The following is a 21,882-nucleotide window of genomic DNA, read 5'->3' as shown; positions in this document are numbered from 1 at the left end:
GCAATTTGTATTTAAATATTCCCAGCAGGCATTTTGTTAATATTTTATTAAAACGGTTTATTTTGAATATTTTGACCTTAAAAGTTTTTTATCAAATTTTCCAGTGCCGGTTTTAGGTATTTCATCAACAAAATAAAAATCGTCAGGAATCCACCATTTAGGGAACCTGTCCAGGGATATTAAATATTCCCTTAGTGAATTTTTGTCCAGCTTTTTCCTGTATGATGCCTTTTTTACAACCAGCGCCAGCGGTCTTTCACCCCATCTATCATCCTTTTTTGCTATGACTGCCGCCTCCAGTACTCCTGGATGCTCCATAATGGTATTTTCAAGGTCTATTGATGATATCCACTCACCACCGCTTTTGATTAAATCCTTGTCGCGGTCAACAATTTTTATTGAACCATCAGGATTAATTTTAACAATGTCCCCAGTTCTTATCCATGTTTTTCCATCCATATAAACAATTTTATCAGTGCTATCGGTATGGAAGTATCCGGATGTGGCATAGGCTCCACGCACCAGGAGCTCACCTGTACTTTTCCCATCCCACGGCAATTTATTATTTTTTTCATCCACTGCATTTATTTCAAATGCAGGCATGGGTATCCCCTGGTTATGCACATTTCCGGTTTCCGGCTTGCTAATTGTTGCTATTGCCTCAGTTTCGGTCATCCCCCATAAATGCCATGTTTCAATTCCAGATTCCATGAGTGTTTTAATTATATAATCTGAAGGTTCAGCACCACCAATACCTGCATATTTTAATGGCTCCAGGCCGGTTTCATTGCTGATTGAATACTCAATAATTGATGTCCACACTGCGGGTGCGGCGAAGGCCTTATTTACCCTGCATGATGAAATCATATTAACTATATCTGGCGGGTCTGGATGAACACCCGGAAGGGCTAGGTTTGAACCTGTCAGTGCCGCGGCAAATGGAATATCCCATCCTGATATATGGTACATTGGAACCATGACAAGTGATGTGTCCTGCCTTGAAAGTGCTATTGAGTCATGGCCTAGCAGTGATAATGAATGTATAAAAATACTTCTGTGTGTGTATACCACACCCTTGGGATTGCCCGTTGTACCTGATGTGTAGCATATTATCGCCGCATTTTTTTCATTATTATCCGGGAAGTTTTTTTCAATTTCAGATGAATATATATTATCATCAAAGGCCTGATCCATTTTTACTGACCTTATATTTATCCCTTCAAGAATATCCTCAGGAATTCCCTCGTAAAATATCAGCTTTGCATTATTCTCCCTTATCATATTTTTTATAACATCCCTGTGATATTTTATATTGATTGTATTAAGCACGGCACCAATTAATGGAACGGCAAAATATAATTCAAGATGCCTTATTGTGTTCCAGGAAAGTGTGGCCACTGTATCATCCGGACCTATCCCAGTTTTAATAAGATAATTTGCAGTTTTCCTTATGCGTTCTGATAGTTCCCGGAATGTAATTTTTTTAATTTCAGAATTTTCACGGTAATATACAACACTTTTTCCAAAATATGTTTCCATTCTGTTGAATATATGATTTATATTTAGCTGAAAATTTCCTATAGTACCATCCATATTTAATTATAAATTAGAATCTTATATAATAATTTCTAAATGCTAAAAAGGAATAATTATGGGTATATAAAATAATAAAAGATAATTTTAATATTTTTTACTATGAATGCAATTTATTTAATAGAAAAGTTTTTAATTATATATATGTTTTAATAGATATATTAAAATAATAGAATATTGTGTATATATCATGAATTCAGATAGTTCTGAAAATAAGGATATTTTAAAGGATATGTATATAGCAAGGGCGGACAGGCTTCCTGCATGGGGATTAAGCTATCTTCTTATTTTTGGTCTGGCATTCAGTTTCTTTATTACATTATATGATGTTATTAACATAGGCTTTGCCCTGCCGTATATAGAATTTGTCACAACAGCCGGTGAGGCATCACTGGCAGCATCTCTTGGACTTTTTGGCTATGCAGTTGGCGGTCCAACACTAACAATAATAGCCGATAGAATTGGAAGAAAGCCAACATTATTATTCACCGCACTGCTAACATCCATAGGAAGCTTCGGTGATGCACTCGCTTTTAACATACCAACACTTTACCTTTTCAGGTTCATAACAGGCATGGGAATAGGTGGCGATCTTGTCCTTGTGATGACATACATGTCTGAAATGGCACCTGCTGTTAAGAGAAGGAGCTATGTTAACTTAGCATTTATAGGCGGCTGGGCGGGAATAGGCTTTGGACCATTTTTTTCATCAATAATTGTGACAACATATCCCACGGTTGGCTGGAGATATTTATTTGTAATAGGCGGTGTCATAGCCATTGCTGTCATAGTCATCAGGGCAATATCGCCTGAAACAATAAGATTCCTTGCAAATAAGGGTAAATTCAAGGAGGCCGATGAGCTGATTAAAAAAATGGAGGAAACATCAATGAAAAGGGCACATGTTACATCTCTGCCAGAGCCAAATGTGCTTGAATATAAGGAGGAAAATAAAGGGGTCTTTAAAACACTGTTTTCAAGAAAGTATGGAAAAAGGCTGACTGTATTATTTTTGTTCATGTTCTGGCAGTATTTTGTTGATTACATGTTTTTAGCACTTGCACCCACATGGGTTAAGGATATATTACATGTTCCAGGGCATGAGCTGGCCTATATGATTACATTACTTGGCATAGCAGGCCTCGGTGCGTTTATAGGATCATTGATGATAAGGCCATTTGCAGACAGATTTGACATAAGAAAACTTTCAACCATTGGTGTTGTGGGATACACAATAGGTACAACACTCATGGCCATAGGCGGTGTATACGGCATCATATACCTGTTCTTTTCAGGGGCTTTTATAGCAGAGCTTATAGGCGTAGGCTGGTATCAGGCCTATTATATGATGGATGCCGAGAACTTTCCAACATCATCGAGGGCCACAGGATACGGTATTGCAGACGGTTTAGGGCACCTTGGCGGTGCAATCGGCACGGCAATATTTATACCAATTGTTGTTGCTCTTGGAAGCATCCTTACGTGGAGTGTTTTATGGATACCTAATTTAATAATGTGCATATTTTTATTCCTAACGCTGCCAAACGCAACAGGAAAAAGGCTTGAAGAAATCAACGAGGCAAGCTGAATCCAATAATATTAAAATTTTTTATATTAAATAATTTTTAAATTTATGGATGTATTATTAATTTATAAACAGACAAAAATTCCGTGCCCATTTATTATACAATCACAATAAATATATAGAGTTAATATTTATATTTATTTATGGTAAGAACATCATCAGAATTTCTTAAATCCCTCCATCCAGGAAATGTTTATTACAGGGGTAAAAAGATAGACAATGTTGTTTCCCATGATGTACTCGGCATTGGTGCAAAACATGCTGCCAAACTTTTTGATTATCCAGATAGGCTATTTACAGGTAATTCCGGCGAGAAAATCAGCAAATATTTTAAGGTTCCTGAAAACACAGAGGATTTAATAAGCCGCAGGGAATTAATATACAATACCACAAATTATTGCAATGGAATTTTTAATATTTCCCAGGCCATTGGATCAGATGCCATATTTGCAATGAAAATAGTATCACAAAAAATAGACAAAAAATATAATACGCATTATTATAAAAATGTTGAATCTCTCTATGAAAGATGCATAAAAAACGATTTAACACTGGCGGTGGCACAGACAGATACAAAGGGTGACAGGTCAAAAAGGCCAGAGGAACAGGACGATATTGATTCATATTTGCATATAACAAAAAAGGATAAAGAAGGCATCTATGTTACAGGAGCAAAGGTGCACACAACCCAGTCAATATATGCCGATGAGCTTATAGTAATTCCATACAGAAACATGACAAAAAAGGATTGTGATTATGCCGTTGCATTTTCTGTAAGCACAAACACGCCTGGTTTAAGGTTTATTGTGAGGCCAATAGATGAGCTTGAGGGAAACTCCTCATCAATTCTAAGCAAAATGGACTTTGAGGTGGAAACAACAACAATATTTGATAATGTTTTCATTCCATGGGACCATGTATACATGGCCGGTGAGGGGGAATTTGCTGGAGAGCTTGCCAACCTATTTGCAACATTTCACAGGTTTACAGCGGTTTCATACAGGGCCGCAACAGCAAATTTATATATTGGCATTGCAAGCATGATGGCAGAGGCCAATGGCATAGAAAATGCCGGGCATGTAAAAAATAAGATGCTTGATATGATCCAGTATAAGGAAATTATGACCATGAGCAGCTATACAGCTGCAATGTTCTGCGAAATTGATTCCGGTATAGCTGTTCCAAATCCGGTATACACAAACATAGGAAAATTATACTCAAATGAAAACTTCTACAGGCTTATTAATGGGCTTATAGAAATTTCAGGAGGCATTATTGTTACAATGCCATCTGTTGAGGATCTTGAAAATAGGCAGAATCAAAAGTACATATATAAATATCTCGCATCCATGGCACCGGGTGAATACTGTTTTAATCTTTTAAGGCTTGCAAAGGAACTTGCTGGAAGCAATTTAGCAGGCTACATGCTAACACTGATGGCACATGCTGAGGGTTCAGTTGAGGCAAGCAAAATAGGGCTTTTAAGGGAATATAATGTTAATGAGGCCAGGGACATGATCAGAAAAATCCTGATGCCTGGAGACTGATTTTTATGTATGACATTAAAAATAAGGTTGCAATTGTAACCGGGTCAACAAGGGGTATAGGAAAAAGCATTGCCAGAAAACTTGGCTCTGAGGGCGCATTGCTGGTATTAAATTACCGAAAGCGTGATGATGAGGCGAACAATGCATTAAGGGAACTGAAATCTCTTGGGTATGAGGCCATGGCAGTCAAGGCCGATCTATCCATGGAGGAGGATTGCAGGTTATTAATAGATACCACCATGGATACATTTGGAAAACTGGACATACTCGTAAATAATGCCGGAACCGGATTTTATTCCCCATTTAAGGATATAAATGATAAATTAATAGAAAAAACACTTGGAACAGATTTTAAATCAGTGCTCTACTGCTCCCTTTATGCTTCCAGGGCAATGGAACGTGGTGTGATAATAAACATAGCATCAATTACCGGAATTATTCCTTATTATGGATTATCAGTATATGGAAGCCTCAAAAGCGCTGTTATAAACCTGACAAAATCCATGGCACTGGAACTTGCACCTGATATAAGGGTGAATGCAATCGCCCCGGGCCTTGTAAATACAAATCTTGGTGGAAGCCTACTTAATGTCATGGGCATAAGCTGGGATACGTGGATAAATAAATACACACTTACAAAGAAGGCAACAGAACCTGATGAAATAGCAGAGGCAGTCATTGCGGAGATTAAAATTGACACAATGACAGGTGAGGTCATAAAAATAGACGGTGGCCAGGCGCTAAAATCAGGGGATTTCAAAAAAGAATCAAGAATTTAATTTGTTTTTTAACCTCTTTGATAGTTTAATAAAGTAATCCAGTGATTCCGGATTCATGAGGGAACCTGGGTTAACAGCGTCAGTTACATTATATCCGAGTAAAATCTTTTTAATTGGAACCTCAACCTTCTTCCCATTAATTGTTTTAGGTATATCATCAACAATTAAGATTTCATCAGGAATATATCGTGGTAAATACTCTTTTATTGAATTAATTATTTCAGATTTTATTTTTTCTATATTCACATTTTTATCATTTAATGAAATAAAGAGCGGCATGTAATAACCATCCTTGATGTCCATTCCTATGATTAATGAATCCCTAACACCAGATATATTATCCACAATATTGTATATCTCCGAGGTGCCCATCCTTATGCCATTTTTATTTAATGTTGAATCTGACCTTCCATAAATAATGGCGGTATTTCTGTCAGTTATCTCTGCGAAATCACCATGCCTCCAGACATTTTTATAATAATTGAAGTAGGATTCATTATATATTTTATAATCAATATCATTCCAGAGATAAACAGGCATTGATGGCATTGGTTTATCTATAATTAATTCCCCTATCTTATTGACAACAGGATTTCCGGAATCATCATAAACCTTGACGCTATCACCAAGTGATATTGATTGCATCTCCCCAGCATAAACCCTAAGCATTATGTTTGGCTCAAAGAATGCTGAACAAATATCTGTACCACCGCTTATGCCTGTAAACCAGACGTTCCTTTTTATTGAATATATATACCTATATCCATCTGCACTCAGCGGGCTTCCGGTGTAGAAAATTGCATGAATATTTTCTGCATTTCCTGTTTTAAAACCAGATTTTTTCAGATAATTTATATATGCAGCACTTGTTCCGAAATATTTTACATTGTTAATATTTAAATAATCCCACAGCACATTTAAATCGGGATAAAATGGGCTGCCATCATAAAGAACCACAGTTGATCCAAGCAGTAATGAACTTATCATAAAATTCCACATCATCCATCCTGTACCAGTGTACCAGAACAACCTATCAGACCTTTTTAGATCCAAATGCAGTGATAATGATTTTAGGTGCTCAAGCAAAATTCCACCATGGCTGTGAACTATACCCTTTGGCTTTCCTGTTGTGCCTGATGAAAAGAGCACCCATAAAGGATCATTAAATTCCATTTCCCTAAATTTTAATTTTCCCATATAATCCTTAAATATATCGTTAATATCCCATACATTATCATTATCCATGTGTATTTTTTTATTAATGCTGTTTACAGTAATTACCAGTTTTATTGTTTGAATATTTTTTAAAATTTCATTAATATCTCTAGTTTTTTCATATTCACGGCCACCATAATAATATTTCTCGGTAACAATAAGTACCTTCGGTGACAGCTGCATTAACCTCTCCATTGCACCTCTGGAGCCAAAATCTATGGAAATTGATGAAAATATGCATCCGAGAGATGCAGATGCAAGAAATGATATAATATTTTCTGTTGTATTTGATAGATATGTTGCTATCACATCCCCGGATTTTATGCCATTTACCCTTAAAAAGTTGTAAAGTGCACCTGTTTTCATTTTCAATTCTTCATATGACATTGTTTTTGTTTCATTCATTTCGTTTTTATAAATTAATGCAGTGCCAGTGCTATTTTTAAAAACATTTTCTGCATAATTTAATTTCAGCCCTCCAAACCATTTATTTCCTGGCATTGGGTATTTTGAAAGTATGTATTCATAATTTCCATGCGATTTTATGCTAAAATATTCCATAATATCCTTCCAGAATACCTCAATGTTTTTTATGGAATAATTGAAAAGATCATTATATTCATTAATATTTAAATTATGGTTTTTATTTATAAAATCAATAAATTTAACCATGTTTGAATTATCAACATCATCCCTGTTCGGTTCCCATAAAATTTCTGGCATAATTGTATTAATTGCATTTTATACTTAAATTTTTATAATGTCTTATTAATCTTTTATACCATTTTGAAGGGAACCAAAAAGGAATTTTTTAAATTTATCCTCATTAATCCTGGTAATTACCTTTATTTTACTGTTATCATCAGGAATCATTGATGAAAAGCCTCTTGTTATTTCATCTTCAATTGATATATCTACCCTAACATTTTTTGTCTCCATTATTATATCATTATTTAAAATGCAGGACATTAACAATGAATCAGAATGTGTGAGGCCGTTAATATTTATACCAGATTTTCCAGATTTATTATATTCTATTGCAGATCGGTTTACATCCAAATAAAATTTAAAAAGGTCTGTTTTATTTTTTTCATAATTATGCATTATTTCATCAATGGTTATCGTTCCATGTTCAGCGCAAAGATCCCACGGCAGTATTGTAGCATTGAAACCAGATTTAAGTACAATATATGCAGCCTCAGGGTCAACGAAAAAATTGTATTCTGCAGCAGGAGTTATATTTCCTGCATGCCTGTATGTTCCTCCCATTATATATAAATGTTTTACATTCTTTGGAAAATTATTATCCATTAATGTTGCAAGTGCAATATTTGTTAATGGAGCCTGTGCGCATATTATAAGATTTTTTTTATACATTTCTGCATAATTAACCAGTTCAGCTGAGGCATTTCCGTTCTCAGGCTGTTTCTGCGGGTCAGGAAAATTAGAATTGCCCATGCCGTCATTGCCATGGACATACTGGGCAGTAACCAGATCCCTTAACATTGGCTTTCTTGATCCAATAAAAACCGGGACATTCTTTTTATTGACCTTTTCAAGCGTTAGCAATGCATTTTTTGCGCCCAATTCTACAGGCACGTTTCCTGCAGCTATGCTTATGGATATTAAATTTATTGGGGAGAGTGCTGCAAGCATAATTGATGTTACGTCATCGCCTGCTGTATCCGTATCTATTATAATATTCTCCAATAGATAATAAAAATATATCAATATATTAAATTTTGCATTAAATTTTTGAAAATTTGTTGTATAAATAAATTATTTTTAATATATTTATAAATATAATTTACATAAAAATATTTATTATTTGTATTTGTTTACAAGCTCGGAAAATTTGCTGTAATCATCCGGCCTGTGGACATTAAGTTCAGAATTTTTCATTGTATTAATAATAAATTCAGGCGGGAATTTAATCGGAAGGTTGTCAACAATGAATTTTGCAGCTTCCTCAGGTTTCTCCTTTAATATTTTAATTCCAAGGTTATATGCATCAATGAATTCCTTGTCCTTTCCATTGAATATTGCGGCCCCGCAGCTACCAGGTATGTAAATGTTATATTTCTCAAAATATTTCTCAAGGCTTTCACCGCCCTCTGACATTGCCGGAACCACTGCAGAGTCAATCTCTCCTTTCTTCATTGCCTCCATGAGGTCATTTATTCCCTCATAATATTTGATTTCAACAGTCTTCCCAGTTTCACTAACGAATGCTCTAAACAGTATATCTGCCGCTCCGCCCTTTCTGGTTAATCCTATTTTATAACCAAGCTTTGGTATAACAACAGACAGGTGTTTTATTGTTACATAGCTTATGGGCAGGTTTCTTTTAATCAATGAGACTGTTGAATCAAGTATAATATCTGCCTTTCCCTCCTTCTGAAAATCTATATCAATATCATCTCTCTCCATCTTGGCCGCCACTATAGGGTAGCAGACCGGTCCAGGTGCTGCAATTACTTTCATAATACTATATGGATAAATAATTTATTAATGTAATGTTTCACATGATAAAAACATAAATGGTAAATAGTAAATGATTTATGTATTTATGAATGCCATTTTTAATATTAAATTTTATATTATATTATTAAAATTGTAAATATAACAATATAAATAATATATAAAAATATTTTTTAATATTATGATATTATTATTTTTAATAATTTTTTCTTTAAAATAATGGAAAATAATATATGCCATACAAAAATTACCCTTTTTAGGATTTAAATGGATAAATATTTGATACTTGAAGATGGCACGATAATAGGTGGCAGGGGTTATGGTTATGAGGGTGAATCCCATGGTGAGCTGGTTTTTACAACATCCATGTCTGGTTATATTGAAACAATAACTGATCCCTCCTATGCAGGTCAGATACTTATATTTGCATTCCCAGAGATTGCAAATTACTCTGTTTCCATGGAAAAAATGGAATCAGAGAAGATTCAGGTTGCCGGCCTTATCACAAAGGACGCCCATGAAATTTTTTCCGGAGGACCCTCTGGAAATGATTTTAATGAATTTTTGAAAAGGTCAGGCGTGCCGGCCATTGATGGCATAGACACTAGGGTTCTCGTTGAAAAAATCAGAAAAAATGGGGTTTTAAGATGTTTTATCAGAAACAAGCCGGAAATCCCCGATGAATTTCCGGACACAATGAATGATGACCTTGTTGGTTTGGTTTCCAGAAAAGAGTACCAGTATTATAAGGGTAATGACCGAAGAAAAATACTTTTTATCGATGTGGGAACCAAAAATAGCCTCATTACAAACCTTGGAAGAATTGCATCACTTCATATAGTACCGTATAATTATGATTTTTTTAATTCAAAACTTGATTATGATGCAGTTTTTATTCCAAATGGTCCTGGAAATCCGGATCATCCGGCATTAAAAAATCTGGTTGAATTCATCAGGGAGGTTTCAGCTGAAAAGCCTGTTATCGGTGTATGTCTGGGAAACCAGCTTATTACACTGGCCTTTGGTGGCAGAACCAAAAAAATGAAGTTTGGCCACAGGGGTGTTAACCATGCTGTTACTGATGGCACTAGAATATACATAACGTCCCATAACCATGGATATGCCGTTGATAATGAATCACTAAGGAATACTGATTTATCAATGAGAATGTGGGATATTAATGATAATACGGTTGAGATGGTGGAGCACAGGGATTTACCTGTTTATTCTGTGCAATTCCATCCGGAGGCCCATCCTGGGCCATATGACGGGAGCTGGTTTTTTGATAAAATAGATGAAACTTTGGGTGTTAAAAATGATTAAGGACATTAAATGCACGCTTGTAATAGGTTCAGGGCCGATAGTTATAGGGCAGGCTGCCGAATTTGATTATTCAGGATCACAGGCATGTCTCGCACTCAGGGAGGAGGGCATAAAAACTGTTCTTCTTAATTCAAATCCTGCAACGATACAGACTGATAGGGAGATAGCAGATAAAATATATATTGAGCCTGTGGAGCCGGATACCGTGATTGAAATAATAAAGAATGAACATATTGATTCAATACTGCCATCCACAGGGGGACAGGTTGGGTTAAATCTTGTTATACTTTTGGATAAGCTGGGAATATTAAGCCAGTATAACATAAAAATACTGGGCACACCGGTTAAATCCATAGAGATTGCAGAGGATAGAAAGAAATTTTTTGATTTGATGCGCAGCATTAATGAGCCCATAATAAACTCATATACAATAACAAAGGATTCATTTATGGCACAGATTGAAAATATTAAAAAATATCCATTAATACTGAGAACTGGTTTTTCACTGGGTGGTTCAGGAGGCAAGATAATTGATTCAAAGGAGGATCTAATTAATTACTGTGAGGACTACTTTATCATAAATGATATACCACTGGAACTTGATGAATCTCTTCTTGGACTGAAGGAAATAGAATATGAGATGATGAGGGATAATGCCGGAAACTGCATATCCATATGCAACATGGAAAATTTAGACCCAATGGGTGTGCATACCGGTGAGAGCATTGTTGTAACCCCATCACTAACATTAAGCAATGATGATTACCAGAAACTAAGAACGGCGGCAATACATATAGTAAGCTCAATCGGTGTTGTTGGTTCATGCAATATTCAGTTTGCCCTTGACCAGAAAAATAATGAGTACTATGTTGTTGAGGTAAATCCCAGGACATCAAGGTCCTCTGCACTTGCCTCAAAGGCATCCGGGTACCCGATAGCCAGAATATCCACAAAAATTGCAATAGGGTATAATCTGAATGAAATTAAGAATCCAATTACAAAAACAACATATGCCGCATTTGAGCCATCAATGGATTATATCACAGTTAAAATTCCCAGATGGCCATTCGATAAATTCTCTGTTAAAAGGGAAATAGGCATAGAAATGAAATCCATAGGGGAGGCCATGGGAATTGGTAGAACCTTTGAGGAGGCTCTTTTAAAGTGTGTTGCGTCCCTGGATATAAAGGATTCAAAATCCTTGAGGCTTTTTACAACAAGGGATAAAACACTTGAATTAATAGAAAAACCAAATGACTTAAGGCTTTATGCCATATTTGAGGCACTGTTCCAGGGCATAGATATAGAGACAATAGCAGGCAAATCAGGCTATGATCCATTTTTCATATATAAAATGAAAAATATTGTTACAGAGTTGCAAAAACTAAAACCGGGGAAACTCCCGGAAAATCTGAGATATATCAAATCACTGGGAATTTCTGATGAAACTCTTTCATATTATACAAAAATGGATGAGGTTGATATAATTAAAAACAGGATTAATAATAATATTATGCCTGTGTATAAAAATATAGATACATGTTCTGCAGAATTTGAATCAAACACCCCATATTTATACTCCTCATATGATTCACAGAATGATTTTAAAACAATTGAAAATAAAAAGATTGTAATTATAGGATCAGGACCAAACAGGATATCCCAGGGTGTTGAATTTGATTATGGATCTGTTAAGGCAGTTATGTCATTAAAATCCTTGGGATATACATCCATTATGGTGAACAGCAATCCCGAAACAGTATCAACAGACTTTGATATATCTGACATCCTTTATTTTGAGCCCATCACATTGGAGCATGTATCCAATATTATTCACAGGGAAAAACCAAATGGAATAATTATACAGTTTTCAGGGCAAACCGGTCAGAATATGGCCTCCGGATTAAGCAGAATATTTGGCAATATAGTACTTGGAACATCTCCAGAAAATATATTTAACATCGAGGAAAGGACAAAATTTTCAAGAGAGCTTAAAAAGCTTGGCATAAAGCAGCCCGAGTTCATAGAAATAGAAAATATAAATGATATTGAGAAAAAAATATCCAGCATAAAACTTCCGGTCATAATAAGGTCAAGCTTTATTATTGGTGGCAGGGCAATGGATATAATTTATGATTACAACATATTAATAGACAGAATACAGGAACTATTCAGGGAAAGGCCCGGATTTCCGATACTTGTAAGTGAATACATCAAAAACGCAACAGAAATAGATGTCGACTTTGTATCAGATTCCACAAGGGCAGTTATCGCAGGCATATCGGTACATATTGAGGAGGCAGGCACACATTCTGGTGATGCATCAATGGTGCTTGCCCCAAATATGGTAAATGATTCTATTAAAAACAAAATATTTGATATTGTTGAGAAGCTAAGATCAAATTTTAATCTTCTTGGCCTTTCAAATCTGCAGCTTGCAGTAAAGGATAATGAAATCTACGTAATAGAATTAAATGCAAGGTCATCAAGGTCAGTACCATTTGTGGCAAAGGCAACAGGCATAAACTGGGTTGATTCTGCGGTAAAGGCCATTCTCGGTACACCATTAAGGGAAACTTATATGGAACCCAAATCATATTTCATTAAAATTCCTGTGTTTCCATTTAAAAGATTCAGGGATATGGACGTGATCCTTGGCCCTGAAATGAAATCCACAGGAGAGGCAATGTGCTGTGGTCTGGACTTTAATGAGGCAATGGCAAAGGCAATTAAAATAATTAAAAGGAATTTTAAGCTTGAATCCGCACTTATTACTGTTAATGACGGTGACAAGCCAGAGGCACTGGAAATTGCAAGAAAATTATCACTTAATGGAATAAAAATCTATGCAACGCCGGGCACATCAAAATATCTTGAAAACAACGGCATAAAAAATATTACTGTTTACAGGCTCAAGGATATGCGGAAGCCGGGCCTAAGTGAGGTTTTAAAGAATGAAAATATATCAATTATAGTAAATACACCATCTGAAACATATGGATCATTCAGGGATGGCTTTTCCATAAGGGAAATTGCAGTTAGAAGGGATATACCACTAATAACCAATATAAAATTCGGGGTTGCACTTATAAACGCACTAACATCAAAAATTACACCGCATTACAGGGAAATAGGTGAATATGTTAAAAACTAAAGTTTATTAATAATCAAAACAAAATTTTATATATTTATTTACCATTTTGATGGGTGTATAAAGTTTTCATGGATTTTTAATATTTATTATCACATTTTGTTAAAATTATTAAATATTTTTGAATAATATGGATATAAAATGAAATATAAAATATAATTAGATTATATCTGTATAAAAAAGTTAAAATACTGATATAATTTATAACCATAAGTGAATTAAAATGAATGAGGATGTTTTTGACACGCAGGTTACCGAGAAGCATCTGGAGGTTATAGGGGTAAATCCAATACCAAAGGAAAGCAGGACGCATTCACCAGGTAAAATATTCAACTTCTGGGCCATGGCAAGCGCATCGGCAACAACACCATTAATAGGTCTTTTACTTGCTGGAACAGGCCTCTGGAATATGGTGCTGGTCATTACAATAGCACTGGTAATTGGGATAATTCCTGCAGGATTGTTTTCCAACATGGGCAGGCAGATTCCATTATCGGCACTGGTTGTATCAAGAAAAACTTACGGGTACTGGACGTCAAACGGCCTTTCACTGCTTTACACCTTTGTTAACCTTGGCTGGTTCGGCGTAAATGACGCCACCGGTGGTGAAATACTGGCACTTTTAACGCATTCAAGCCCGGTAATCTGGTTTATAGTCATTGGTATACTTCAGATTTTGCTAGTAATGTTCGGCCTAAAATGGCTTGAATACTTCTATAGATATACATCAATTCTATTAATCGTTGTCTATGCCATTTTAACCTATTATTTAATAACATTATTCCATGTCAACTTTGGAGCATTAACAGCACAGACAGTTCCCATTAACTGGGGGATTGATATTAATCTTGTTCTGGCATTTTCTATTCTATCATGGACATACAAAATTTCAACAGCAACCAGATTTGCAAAGCCTGAAACGAGGAATGAGAAAAAATGGACAAAAATTGCATATTTTATAGCAGCCCCTATTGGAATAATAGTTCCTGTATTTTTAATGGGCATAATCGGCTACGCATCAAATATTTATGCAGGGAACTGGAATCTTGCGGCAGTTTCATTCCCTGTTAAAAATACCGCACTTCTTCTGCTTTTAGGTGTTGCAGCATTTGGTGCATCCCTGGCTGTAATACATACAAATGCAATGAATTTATATCCATCAACTGTAGACCTCCTTGCCGGAATACAGCCTGCCTTTAAAAAGAAGCAGAAGGAAAAATTGGCCCAGCCAGTATCAACAGCAATTCTGGGAGTATTTGGAATAATACTGGCCATAGCTGGTATTTTAACCCATATAGAAACATTCCTAAACCTGATTGCTGATCTATTATTCCCATATACATTTATATTAATAGTTGACTGGTATTTAAATTTGAGAAAAACTGCGAAAATAAGAGATTTTTATACAATACCCAAGACATTTTCAGGCAATTTTAACATAAATGCTGTTCTTGCAACTGTAATAGGAGTTCTGATAAACTTCTTTGGCCTTGGCATGTTAAATCCAATTTTTAACTACTTCCCACAGCAGGTATTTGGGTCGCTTGTGGCAGCATTATCTTACATAATATTATTCTATGCAACAAATGCAAGATACAAACCTGCAACAGAGAAGGAGCCAGAAAGTGAATAAATTAAATAAACATATTTTTTTAATTTTTTATTTACCAGATTCATTAGAAAATAAATATTAAAAATTTTATTTCGCCTATTTGAAAAATGTATATGTAAGGTTTATGTAATTTTAGGGTTTAATAATTATTCCCAGAATATTGTCCGGGCATAGTCCAATAATTGATATCCCTGGGATTATATATTTGAATATATTTAAATGGAATTATACAATATATAAGTTATATAAGAAAAATTTAAATCATAGTATGAATACGGTTTATATGGATGTTACTATAAAGAGTGTTAAACATTCGCTGAGAAAGCGTTATATAAGGCTGGCCCCGATTTTATTTTTCCTTTATGTAATAAACTTCCTTGATAGAGTTAATCTATCATACGCAATAGCTGCGAACATGTTTCCTGATATAGGGGTACCAGCCTCAAGTGCAGATTTCATTGCCGGTGTTGCATCATCACTATTTTTTGTGGCATATGCAATTCCCCAGGTCTTTACAACACTTAGAATAAACAGCATGGGCATTAGAAAAATATTTGCCTTTGCATTTTCTGCATGGGGAATAATAACCATTGTAACCGGTTTCGTGCAGAATGTGCCTGAAATTTATGCATTAAGGTTTATACTGGGTCTTGCAGAGGCACCATTTTATGCAGGTACCATGTTCTTTATGGGCATCTGGTTTGTCAAGGAGGAGCGTGGTGTTGCAAATTCCTTTTTTAATGCCGCAATTCCTGTCGCAGGAATTTTTGGAGGCCTAATTTCTGGCGCAATATTTACGGCGTACGGTAATAATCCCGGATGGAGATACCTCTTCATATATGAGGGAATATTAGCACTTATATCCGTGGCAATACTCTGGGTAGTTTTAACAGACTTTCCAGAGGATGCAAAGTGGCTAACAAAGGATGAGAAGGATGCACTTGAAAGGGAATTAAAAAACGAGGAGGAAAACAAGCCAATAAAAGTTTCATGGAAGGAGGCATTAAAACAGAGGGATGTGATATTATTAACAATCGTTTATTTTCTTGGTGTAACAGGTTTATATGGATACACAATATGGCTTCCATCAATAATAAAATCCATGGCCAATATAAGCGCTGCAACTGCCAGTTTCCTAAGTGATATTCCATACGTTGTCGCTGCCATAGCCCTGATTTTAATATTAAGATTTTCGGATAAAAAAGGAAATAGAAAGCATTTAACCGCCATTATTTTCTTCGTTGCATTTGCCGGACTTGCATTAAGTGCATTCCTTCTGGTTTCATCACCAGTGGCGTCATTTATATTCTTTACAATATCGGCAATAGGCATATTCAGCTTCTTACCGATATTCTGGAATATACCACAGGAGGCGCTAACAAGGGAAAGCTCCGCATCATCGATTGGCATGATCAATGGCCTGGGCAATCTTGGAGGCATAGTTGGCCCAATTCTGGTTGGTGGCCTTCAAAGCTATACACATTCATTTGTTGCAGGTGTTTATTCCATGGCTGTCTTCGTCCTTCTTGCAGGAATTGTTGTATTAATGGTCAGGCATTCAAGATAATAAATTATTTTTTATTTTTATAAATTTCTTATTTTGAAGGTTTTATTTTTTATAATATTTAGTCCCATCAAGTTTTTCAATGTCCTTTTTATAGCTATACATGAATATTATCTCCAGAAGCACAAATGCAGCAATGAATGATATTAAATCCATAACGTTGATTATTATTGCCATTACTTTAATTATTGATAGAATAAATCTTAATGCGAGAATTATTACCGAAAAAATAATTAATGTTTTTCTATGAATCCATAGAAATCTTGAATAATCCTTTTTATTAAGTGCCGTCATAATTATTATAATAACATCAAATTAAATAAATAGTTTGTTTTATTAATATTGTTTTGCGGTAAAAGGTTTAATAATAATATATTTATAAGCCTTTAATAATGAGCCTGATTTAAATGGAAAAATCTAAAAATTACCCATTTGGGAGAATTATAATTCCGACATTTTTGTCATTCTATTTGAATTCATCAATAAGGTATTTTATTCCGGCCATTTTACCGTTTATTATTTTAAATCTTCATATAAGCGTACTGCTGGGGTCACTGCTTATTACATCATACTGGGCAGGTTACACGGCCTTTCAAATTCCATCAGGTATGCTATCTGATAAATTTGGGCTGTCGCTTACATCAAAGCTTTCATTTTCAATGATTTTCATACTTTTTATACTGCTTTACTTTTTTATTAATAATTATTTATCGTTAATGATTATACAATTTTTCCTTGGAATTTTTTCAGCATCACTTTACGTCTCGGATGCCTCACTTGTACAGGCATGGACACCCAGAAAGGAGAGAACCACCGCAATTGGTATATATCAAACAGCATATTTTGTTGGCGCATCCATAGGGGAATTTATTACAATTGAGGCTTTAAATATAACATTCAAATTACCATTTTACATAATTTTTGGCTTTCTTGCAGCAGTTCTTTTAATAGATTTGACCTTTATTAAGGAGCCCGAGGTAAGAAAAAAAAGCAAAAAACAAAAGATTTCTAAGGATATTATTTATGTAACATTTATAAGGTTTGCTGCAGGTTTTTCCTATTTGGGATTTTTATCATTGTACTCAACGTTTATAGTCTATTCCGGAATCGCATCAGGCTCAAACCTTTTTCTTTATACATGGATACCGTCAATAGGTGGCATCATAACATCGCCACTTGGTGGAAGGATATCGAAAAGGTTCAAAAACGGCAGGCCATTAATAGCAGCAGTCACAGTTTTATTCCTCGGTGCCATAATTATATCAACTGCATTTATTAAGGGATATCTGGTAATTCTGCCTTCATTTCTGGCAGGATTCAGCTATGGATTGTATGCAGGGCCATCAATGGGTATGGCATCAGATGTAAGTGGTGGTGACAGGAATCTGGCATCTGCAAGCGGAATTATTAACTTCAGTTCGCAGGTTGGAGGGAGCATATCTCCATTTGTAATAGGATACCTTTTTTCAGTATATGGCACATTTTCAGTTCCATTTATTACTCTTGGAATAATATCAATAATTTTTATTATACCTGTTCTTTTTAAGATAAAAAAATCATCCATAGGGGACGAGGCATTAAATGAATAAAATTTTAGGTTTTTGTTGCGACACCATTATTATTTACCGAAATTCTATCCTTTAATCCAGTTTTTGTCAGCCAGGCCATGGATTTTAGAAATCCACCCACGGTATTCAGGTTGATGTTTGAAAATACCTGTGAGCTCTTTCCGTGTGTTATGTACAGTTTATAAAATATGTCATCCAGATGGGAAAATACGGAATCCACCATTCTGTCAGATAAATACCTTAGAACAGGGTTCATTGATCTGGCCATGACCGGTATCAAATCCTTTATGACCCCAAAGTCATACTTCCATGACATATATAAGAGCTCCCAGTAACCAGATGGTAGTTTTTCCATGTATGGAAATGGATTATTGTGTATATGTGAACTTGTCATAGGTATAACCGGCAGTGGGAAAATAAAGGCCTTAAACTGGTTATCTATGATTGAATTTACAATATCCATGCTCTGTTTTAAGTCATTTTCATCCTCCTCCGGATATCCAATTGTCATGGTATAGCATGGGTAAATATATGCCTCATTCATAATTTTGGTTGCCCTTACAATAACAGATTTCCAGTCCTCTGGCCTCCAGGGAAATGGCTTTGCATTCATGTATTTATGCATTATTTTTACAGAACCTGTTTCAAGGCCCACCACGGGTGCCTCCGCCCCGTATTCCTTTAGGTTTGATATATCTGACATTTCATATACTGTATCTGGATCACTAAGAACTGCAGGTGCTGAAATATGAGGGAATAAAACGTATCTTGCTCCCATTGATTTCATTGTTTTAAAAAGTTCTATGATTGCATCATGGTTTACCCTTAATTTTTGCTGGCCATATAACAGTATATCATCAGTTATTAATTCTATATCCTTTGCACCGCCATTTAATTCTATTTTAGCCTCCTTTTTTATATCCTCCAGGGGTATTGTTCTGTATGTTTCAGGTGTTATGGAACAGAACTGGCATCCCCTTGGGCAGCCGCGCGTAACCTGAACCTGTCCATACCGTGCAGGATGAACTATCGGTGGTATATCCTCAACCTTCGGCATTCTTCCAGTAATATTTTCCGGGAGTTTTTCCCCATTCAAAGCCTTTTTGACAATAAGAGGAAAATCAATCTCTGCCTCACCATTAAAAACTGTATCAACAAAATCAGGTTTTTTTAATCCTATCTGCCAGGCTGCCGGACCACCAACTATAACCTTGAAATTATATTTTGCCTTTAATGTTTTAACCTTTTTAGCAAGCTCCTCAAAATATACGGCATTCCAGCTTTCCTGCCCGCCAAAAAGCATTGTTAGCTTAAATGTTACAGGGCTCAATCCATAGGGATCATGAACATTTATACCAAGAACCTTTGTATTTTCATCTATAAATTTTTCAATGTCATCAGGCGGGGATATTTTCACATCATTAAAATTATTCTTCAAAAGTATGGCCTCAAGTTTCCTTAATGAGTATGGCACAAAACTGTCTATTTTTTCAGGATTACCAGGTCTTTTTGAAAATATGGCATTCATTAAGGCCTTTGGAACAATGTTATGCGGAAGACATGAAACGTAGCCAAAAACCTGCACACCTCCGTAATTCGAAAACGTTCCGCGATCCGAGGTTAGAACTATCTGGCTCATAATTATAAATTATTTGTAAATATTTAAATTTTTGTTATAAATCCAAATGAATTTATATATTAACATATTTTTGAGAACATTATAATGATATAAATGTATAATTAGAGATAACTTATAGGTTAATTATTTAAAACTATATAATTTTGTAAATCATATTTCTCAAAAAGAATTAAATTTCCAGATTAAATTTGTCAAATTATTATTTTTAAAAAAATATTCTTAAAGTTATATAATTAAATTATAAAGCATATGAAAAACCGGTCATAAATTACTGTTTATCACTTATCGCGCCATCTGACAAGAAATCTGGCAAGAATTGAGTATATTACAAGCTCTATCAAAAGCACGTAAAGCATCATTAAATTCATGGGTGCAAGGCCAAAAAATCCCTGAACAAGAATTGCTGCTGGTGTTGTTGGTGATATTGCAATTATATAAAGAAATATTTTTGGAACATAATAATATGGATAAAATGTTGGTGGCAGTATACTTGTAATAACAGTTAAAATTCCGGTTATTCCCCATATATTCCTTAGATGATTTATGGATCCTGATATTATGAAGGATATTGCCGTTGTGGTTACAATAAGTATAAGCATAATTAATACGAGTGCAATGGAATTATATAATGTGAATAGATGGTAAATAATACCAAGATAAACATAAAGAATAATTCCGGGAACTGAAAAGATGAAATAGCTCAGTGTAAATGCGGCCATGTAATCAAACTGTGTTATACTGGTTGCAACATAAAGCTCCTGAATTCTTAACTGTAACCTGAAAAATGCTGAATCACCGGCGCCCGAAAGCCCAACAGACCCAATAAATGCAATTAAACCTCCGACTATTGCAAATTTAACAAGTGCACCATGGCTTAATACAAATACCAGAAAAAGCAAGGTAAGCGGTGTGGCAAGTGAGGCAATAAGGTATGATGGCCCTCTGGCTATGGTTTTTATGCCATAGTACCATGCCATTGTGAGTATAAATTTAATATTTGGCATTTTCATCCTCCATTATAAAAAGGTCATCAATGGTTATATCGCGCACACTCACATCACTGCCTATTTTATCAATATCAGATTTTTTTATATATTTTACATACAAAGTTCCTATTTTATATGAATTATCCAGTTTTTCCATGGACTCTATTCTGATCATATTTTTATATGGCCTTAAAAGCTGGTCATAATTCCCGGATTTTATTATTCTGCCTTTATCCATTATGTATATTTTTGATGCAAGCTCCCTGGCCTCCTCCATATAATGTGTGGTTAATATTATATTCCCTGAAAGCTTTTTTATGGCGCTCCAAGTTTCGAGCCTTGAAAGGGGGTCAAGGCCTGTTGTGGGCTCATCAAGGAAAATTGTTTCAGTGTTTGCAGCAAGTGCCATGGCAACGAACATTTTTCTTTTCATTCCACCAGAGAGTTCATCCGAAGGCACATCCTTTTTATCATATAAATCCAGTTCCCTTAAGGCCCTTAACGTTTCGTCCTTGGCCGATTTAAGGGAAAAGTTTCTGGCGGTTAAATACATAAATATTTGTTCATACGGTGTTAATATGCCTATGGGTGAGGCCTCCTGTGGTATGCTTACTATTGTTTTTCTTAGTTTCTTTGTATCCCTTATAATGCTAAGGTTATTAATAAATGCATCACCGTACGTGGGCCTGAGCTGTGTTGAAAGCATTCTAAGAAGTGTTGTTTTACCTGCACCATTCTTCCCTATTATGCATACAGTTCCATCAGATATTTCCGCACTAAGATGGTCAACAGCATACAGATTTTTATATAATTTGCTCAAATTTTCGATGATTATCATG

General features: G+C 35.2%; 16 protein-coding genes. 8 read left to right on the top strand and 8 right to left on the bottom strand.

Going from position 1 to position 21,882, the window contains the following annotated elements:
- Positions 1–57: 57 nt before the first annotated feature.
- Complete coding sequence (locus TZ01_RS08480; protein WP_048102410.1) at positions 58–1,593, bottom strand: AMP-binding protein; 1,536 nt, start codon at positions 1,591–1,593, stop codon at positions 58–60.
- A gap of 190 nt (positions 1,594–1,783) precedes the next feature.
- Between TZ01_RS08480 and TZ01_RS08475 the strand changes: the two genes are divergently transcribed.
- From TZ01_RS08475 to TZ01_RS08465, 3 genes are all read left to right on the top strand, one after another.
- The gene (locus TZ01_RS08475; RefSeq protein WP_048102408.1) at positions 1,784–3,181 is read left to right on the top strand and encodes an MFS transporter; all 1,398 of its coding nucleotides are present in this window, start codon (positions 1,784–1,786) and stop codon (positions 3,179–3,181) included.
- A 140-nt stretch (positions 3,182–3,321) separates the two neighbouring features.
- Positions 3,322–4,725, top strand: coding sequence for a 4-hydroxyphenylacetate 3-hydroxylase N-terminal domain-containing protein (locus TZ01_RS08470; RefSeq protein WP_048102407.1), 1,404 nt, complete (start codon positions 3,322–3,324; stop codon positions 4,723–4,725).
- 5 nt (positions 4,726–4,730) lie between these two features.
- The gene (locus tag TZ01_RS08465) at positions 4,731–5,504 is read left to right on the top strand and encodes an SDR family NAD(P)-dependent oxidoreductase (protein WP_048102405.1); all 774 of its coding nucleotides are present in this window, start codon (positions 4,731–4,733) and stop codon (positions 5,502–5,504) included.
- Here TZ01_RS08465 and TZ01_RS08460 read toward each other — a convergent pair.
- From TZ01_RS08460 to TZ01_RS08450, 3 genes are all read right to left on the bottom strand, one after another.
- Positions 5,493–7,442, bottom strand: a complete 1,950-nt coding sequence (locus TZ01_RS08460) for an acetoacetate--CoA ligase (protein ID WP_048102404.1) — start codon at positions 7,440–7,442, stop codon at positions 5,493–5,495. The genes TZ01_RS08465 and TZ01_RS08460 overlap by 12 nt on opposite strands.
- Positions 7,443–7,487: 45 nt before the next feature.
- The gene (locus tag TZ01_RS08455; protein ID WP_052656879.1) at positions 7,488–8,429 is read right to left on the bottom strand and encodes a nucleoside hydrolase; all 942 of its coding nucleotides are present in this window, start codon (positions 8,427–8,429) and stop codon (positions 7,488–7,490) included.
- A gap of 114 nt (positions 8,430–8,543) precedes the next feature.
- A complete protein-coding gene (locus TZ01_RS08450) occupies positions 8,544–9,203 on the bottom strand; it encodes a DUF3834 domain-containing protein (protein ID WP_048102403.1) in 660 nt (219 codons plus the stop codon).
- Between the two features lie 264 nt (positions 9,204–9,467).
- Here TZ01_RS08450 and carA point away from each other — a divergent pair, with 264 nt between their 5' ends.
- The 4 genes from carA (at position 9,468) to TZ01_RS08430 (ending at position 16,853) form a co-directional block, all read left to right on the top strand.
- Positions 9,468–10,523, top strand: coding sequence for a glutamine-hydrolyzing carbamoyl-phosphate synthase small subunit (gene carA, locus TZ01_RS08445; protein WP_048102402.1), 1,056 nt, complete (start codon positions 9,468–9,470; stop codon positions 10,521–10,523).
- Positions 10,516–13,677, top strand: coding sequence for a carbamoyl-phosphate synthase (glutamine-hydrolyzing) large subunit (carB, locus tag TZ01_RS08440; protein WP_052656878.1), 3,162 nt, complete (start codon positions 10,516–10,518; stop codon positions 13,675–13,677). Before carA ends, carB begins: the two co-directional genes overlap by 8 nt.
- Before the next feature lie 220 nt (positions 13,678–13,897).
- Positions 13,898–15,307, top strand: coding sequence for a cytosine permease (locus tag TZ01_RS08435; protein WP_048102400.1), 1,410 nt, complete (start codon positions 13,898–13,900; stop codon positions 15,305–15,307).
- A 262-nt stretch (positions 15,308–15,569) separates the two neighbouring features.
- On the top strand, positions 15,570–16,853 hold the full coding sequence (locus TZ01_RS08430; RefSeq protein WP_048102538.1) for an MFS transporter: 1,284 nt from the start codon (positions 15,570–15,572) through the stop codon (positions 16,851–16,853).
- A 42-nt stretch (positions 16,854–16,895) separates the two neighbouring features.
- On the opposite strand, the gene TZ01_RS08425 is transcribed toward TZ01_RS08430, so the two are convergent.
- Positions 16,896–17,144, bottom strand: a complete 249-nt coding sequence (locus tag TZ01_RS08425; RefSeq protein WP_048102399.1) for a hypothetical protein — start codon at positions 17,142–17,144, stop codon at positions 16,896–16,898.
- Positions 17,145–17,257: 113 nt separating this feature from the next.
- Between TZ01_RS08425 and TZ01_RS08420 the strand changes: the two genes are divergently transcribed.
- Entirely contained in the window at positions 17,258–18,439 is a 1,182-nt protein-coding gene (locus TZ01_RS08420; protein WP_048102398.1) for an MFS transporter, read from the top strand.
- A 4-nt stretch (positions 18,440–18,443) separates the two neighbouring features.
- On the opposite strand, the gene TZ01_RS08415 is transcribed toward TZ01_RS08420, so the two are convergent.
- From TZ01_RS08415 to TZ01_RS08405, 3 genes are all read right to left on the bottom strand, one after another.
- Positions 18,444–20,057 (bottom strand): radical SAM protein, encoded by a 1,614-nt coding sequence (locus TZ01_RS08415; protein ID WP_048102397.1) that lies wholly within the window; start codon positions 20,055–20,057, stop codon positions 18,444–18,446.
- 278 nt (positions 20,058–20,335) lie between these two features.
- Complete coding sequence (locus tag TZ01_RS08410; RefSeq protein ID WP_052656890.1) at positions 20,336–21,061, bottom strand: ABC transporter permease; 726 nt, start codon at positions 21,059–21,061, stop codon at positions 20,336–20,338.
- Positions 21,048–21,881 (bottom strand): ABC transporter ATP-binding protein, encoded by an 834-nt coding sequence (locus TZ01_RS08405; RefSeq protein WP_048102395.1) that lies wholly within the window; start codon positions 21,879–21,881, stop codon positions 21,048–21,050. Before TZ01_RS08405 ends, TZ01_RS08410 begins: the two co-directional genes overlap by 14 nt.
- Position 21,882 lies beyond the last annotated feature (1 nt).

The organism is Acidiplasma sp. MBA-1, from assembly GCF_000949015.1.
Lineage (GTDB): Archaea > Thermoplasmatota > Thermoplasmata > Thermoplasmatales > Thermoplasmataceae > Acidiplasma > Acidiplasma aeolicum.
This window is presented reverse-complemented; position numbering and strand designations above follow the sequence as displayed.

Coding starts and splice junctions, on each gene's coding strand:
- TZ01_RS08480 (WP_048102410.1), bottom strand. CDS start 1,593: ATGGATGGTACTATAGGAAATTTTCAGCTAAATATAAATCATATATTC.
- TZ01_RS08475 (WP_048102408.1), top strand. CDS start 1,784: ATGAATTCAGATAGTTCTGAAAATAAGGATATTTTAAAGGATATGTAT.
- TZ01_RS08470 (WP_048102407.1), top strand. CDS start 3,322: ATGGTAAGAACATCATCAGAATTTCTTAAATCCCTCCATCCAGGAAAT.
- TZ01_RS08465 (WP_048102405.1), top strand. CDS start 4,731: ATGTATGACATTAAAAATAAGGTTGCAATTGTAACCGGGTCAACAAGG.
- TZ01_RS08460 (WP_048102404.1), bottom strand. CDS start 7,442: ATGCCAGAAATTTTATGGGAACCGAACAGGGATGATGTTGATAATTCA.
- TZ01_RS08450 (WP_048102403.1), bottom strand. CDS start 9,203: ATGAAAGTAATTGCAGCACCTGGACCGGTCTGCTACCCTATAGTGGCG.
- carA (WP_048102402.1), top strand. CDS start 9,468: ATGGATAAATATTTGATACTTGAAGATGGCACGATAATAGGTGGCAGG.
- carB (WP_052656878.1), top strand. CDS start 10,516: ATGATTAAGGACATTAAATGCACGCTTGTAATAGGTTCAGGGCCGATA.
- TZ01_RS08435 (WP_048102400.1), top strand. CDS start 13,898: ATGAATGAGGATGTTTTTGACACGCAGGTTACCGAGAAGCATCTGGAG.
- TZ01_RS08430 (WP_048102538.1), top strand. CDS start 15,570: ATGGATGTTACTATAAAGAGTGTTAAACATTCGCTGAGAAAGCGTTAT.
- TZ01_RS08425 (WP_048102399.1), bottom strand. CDS start 17,144: ATGACGGCACTTAATAAAAAGGATTATTCAAGATTTCTATGGATTCAT.
- TZ01_RS08420 (WP_048102398.1), top strand. CDS start 17,258: ATGGAAAAATCTAAAAATTACCCATTTGGGAGAATTATAATTCCGACA.
- TZ01_RS08415 (WP_048102397.1), bottom strand. CDS start 20,057: ATGAGCCAGATAGTTCTAACCTCGGATCGCGGAACGTTTTCGAATTAC.
- TZ01_RS08410 (WP_052656890.1), bottom strand. CDS start 21,061: ATGCCAAATATTAAATTTATACTCACAATGGCATGGTACTATGGCATA.
- TZ01_RS08405 (WP_048102395.1), bottom strand. CDS start 21,881: ATGATAATCATCGAAAATTTGAGCAAATTATATAAAAATCTGTATGCT.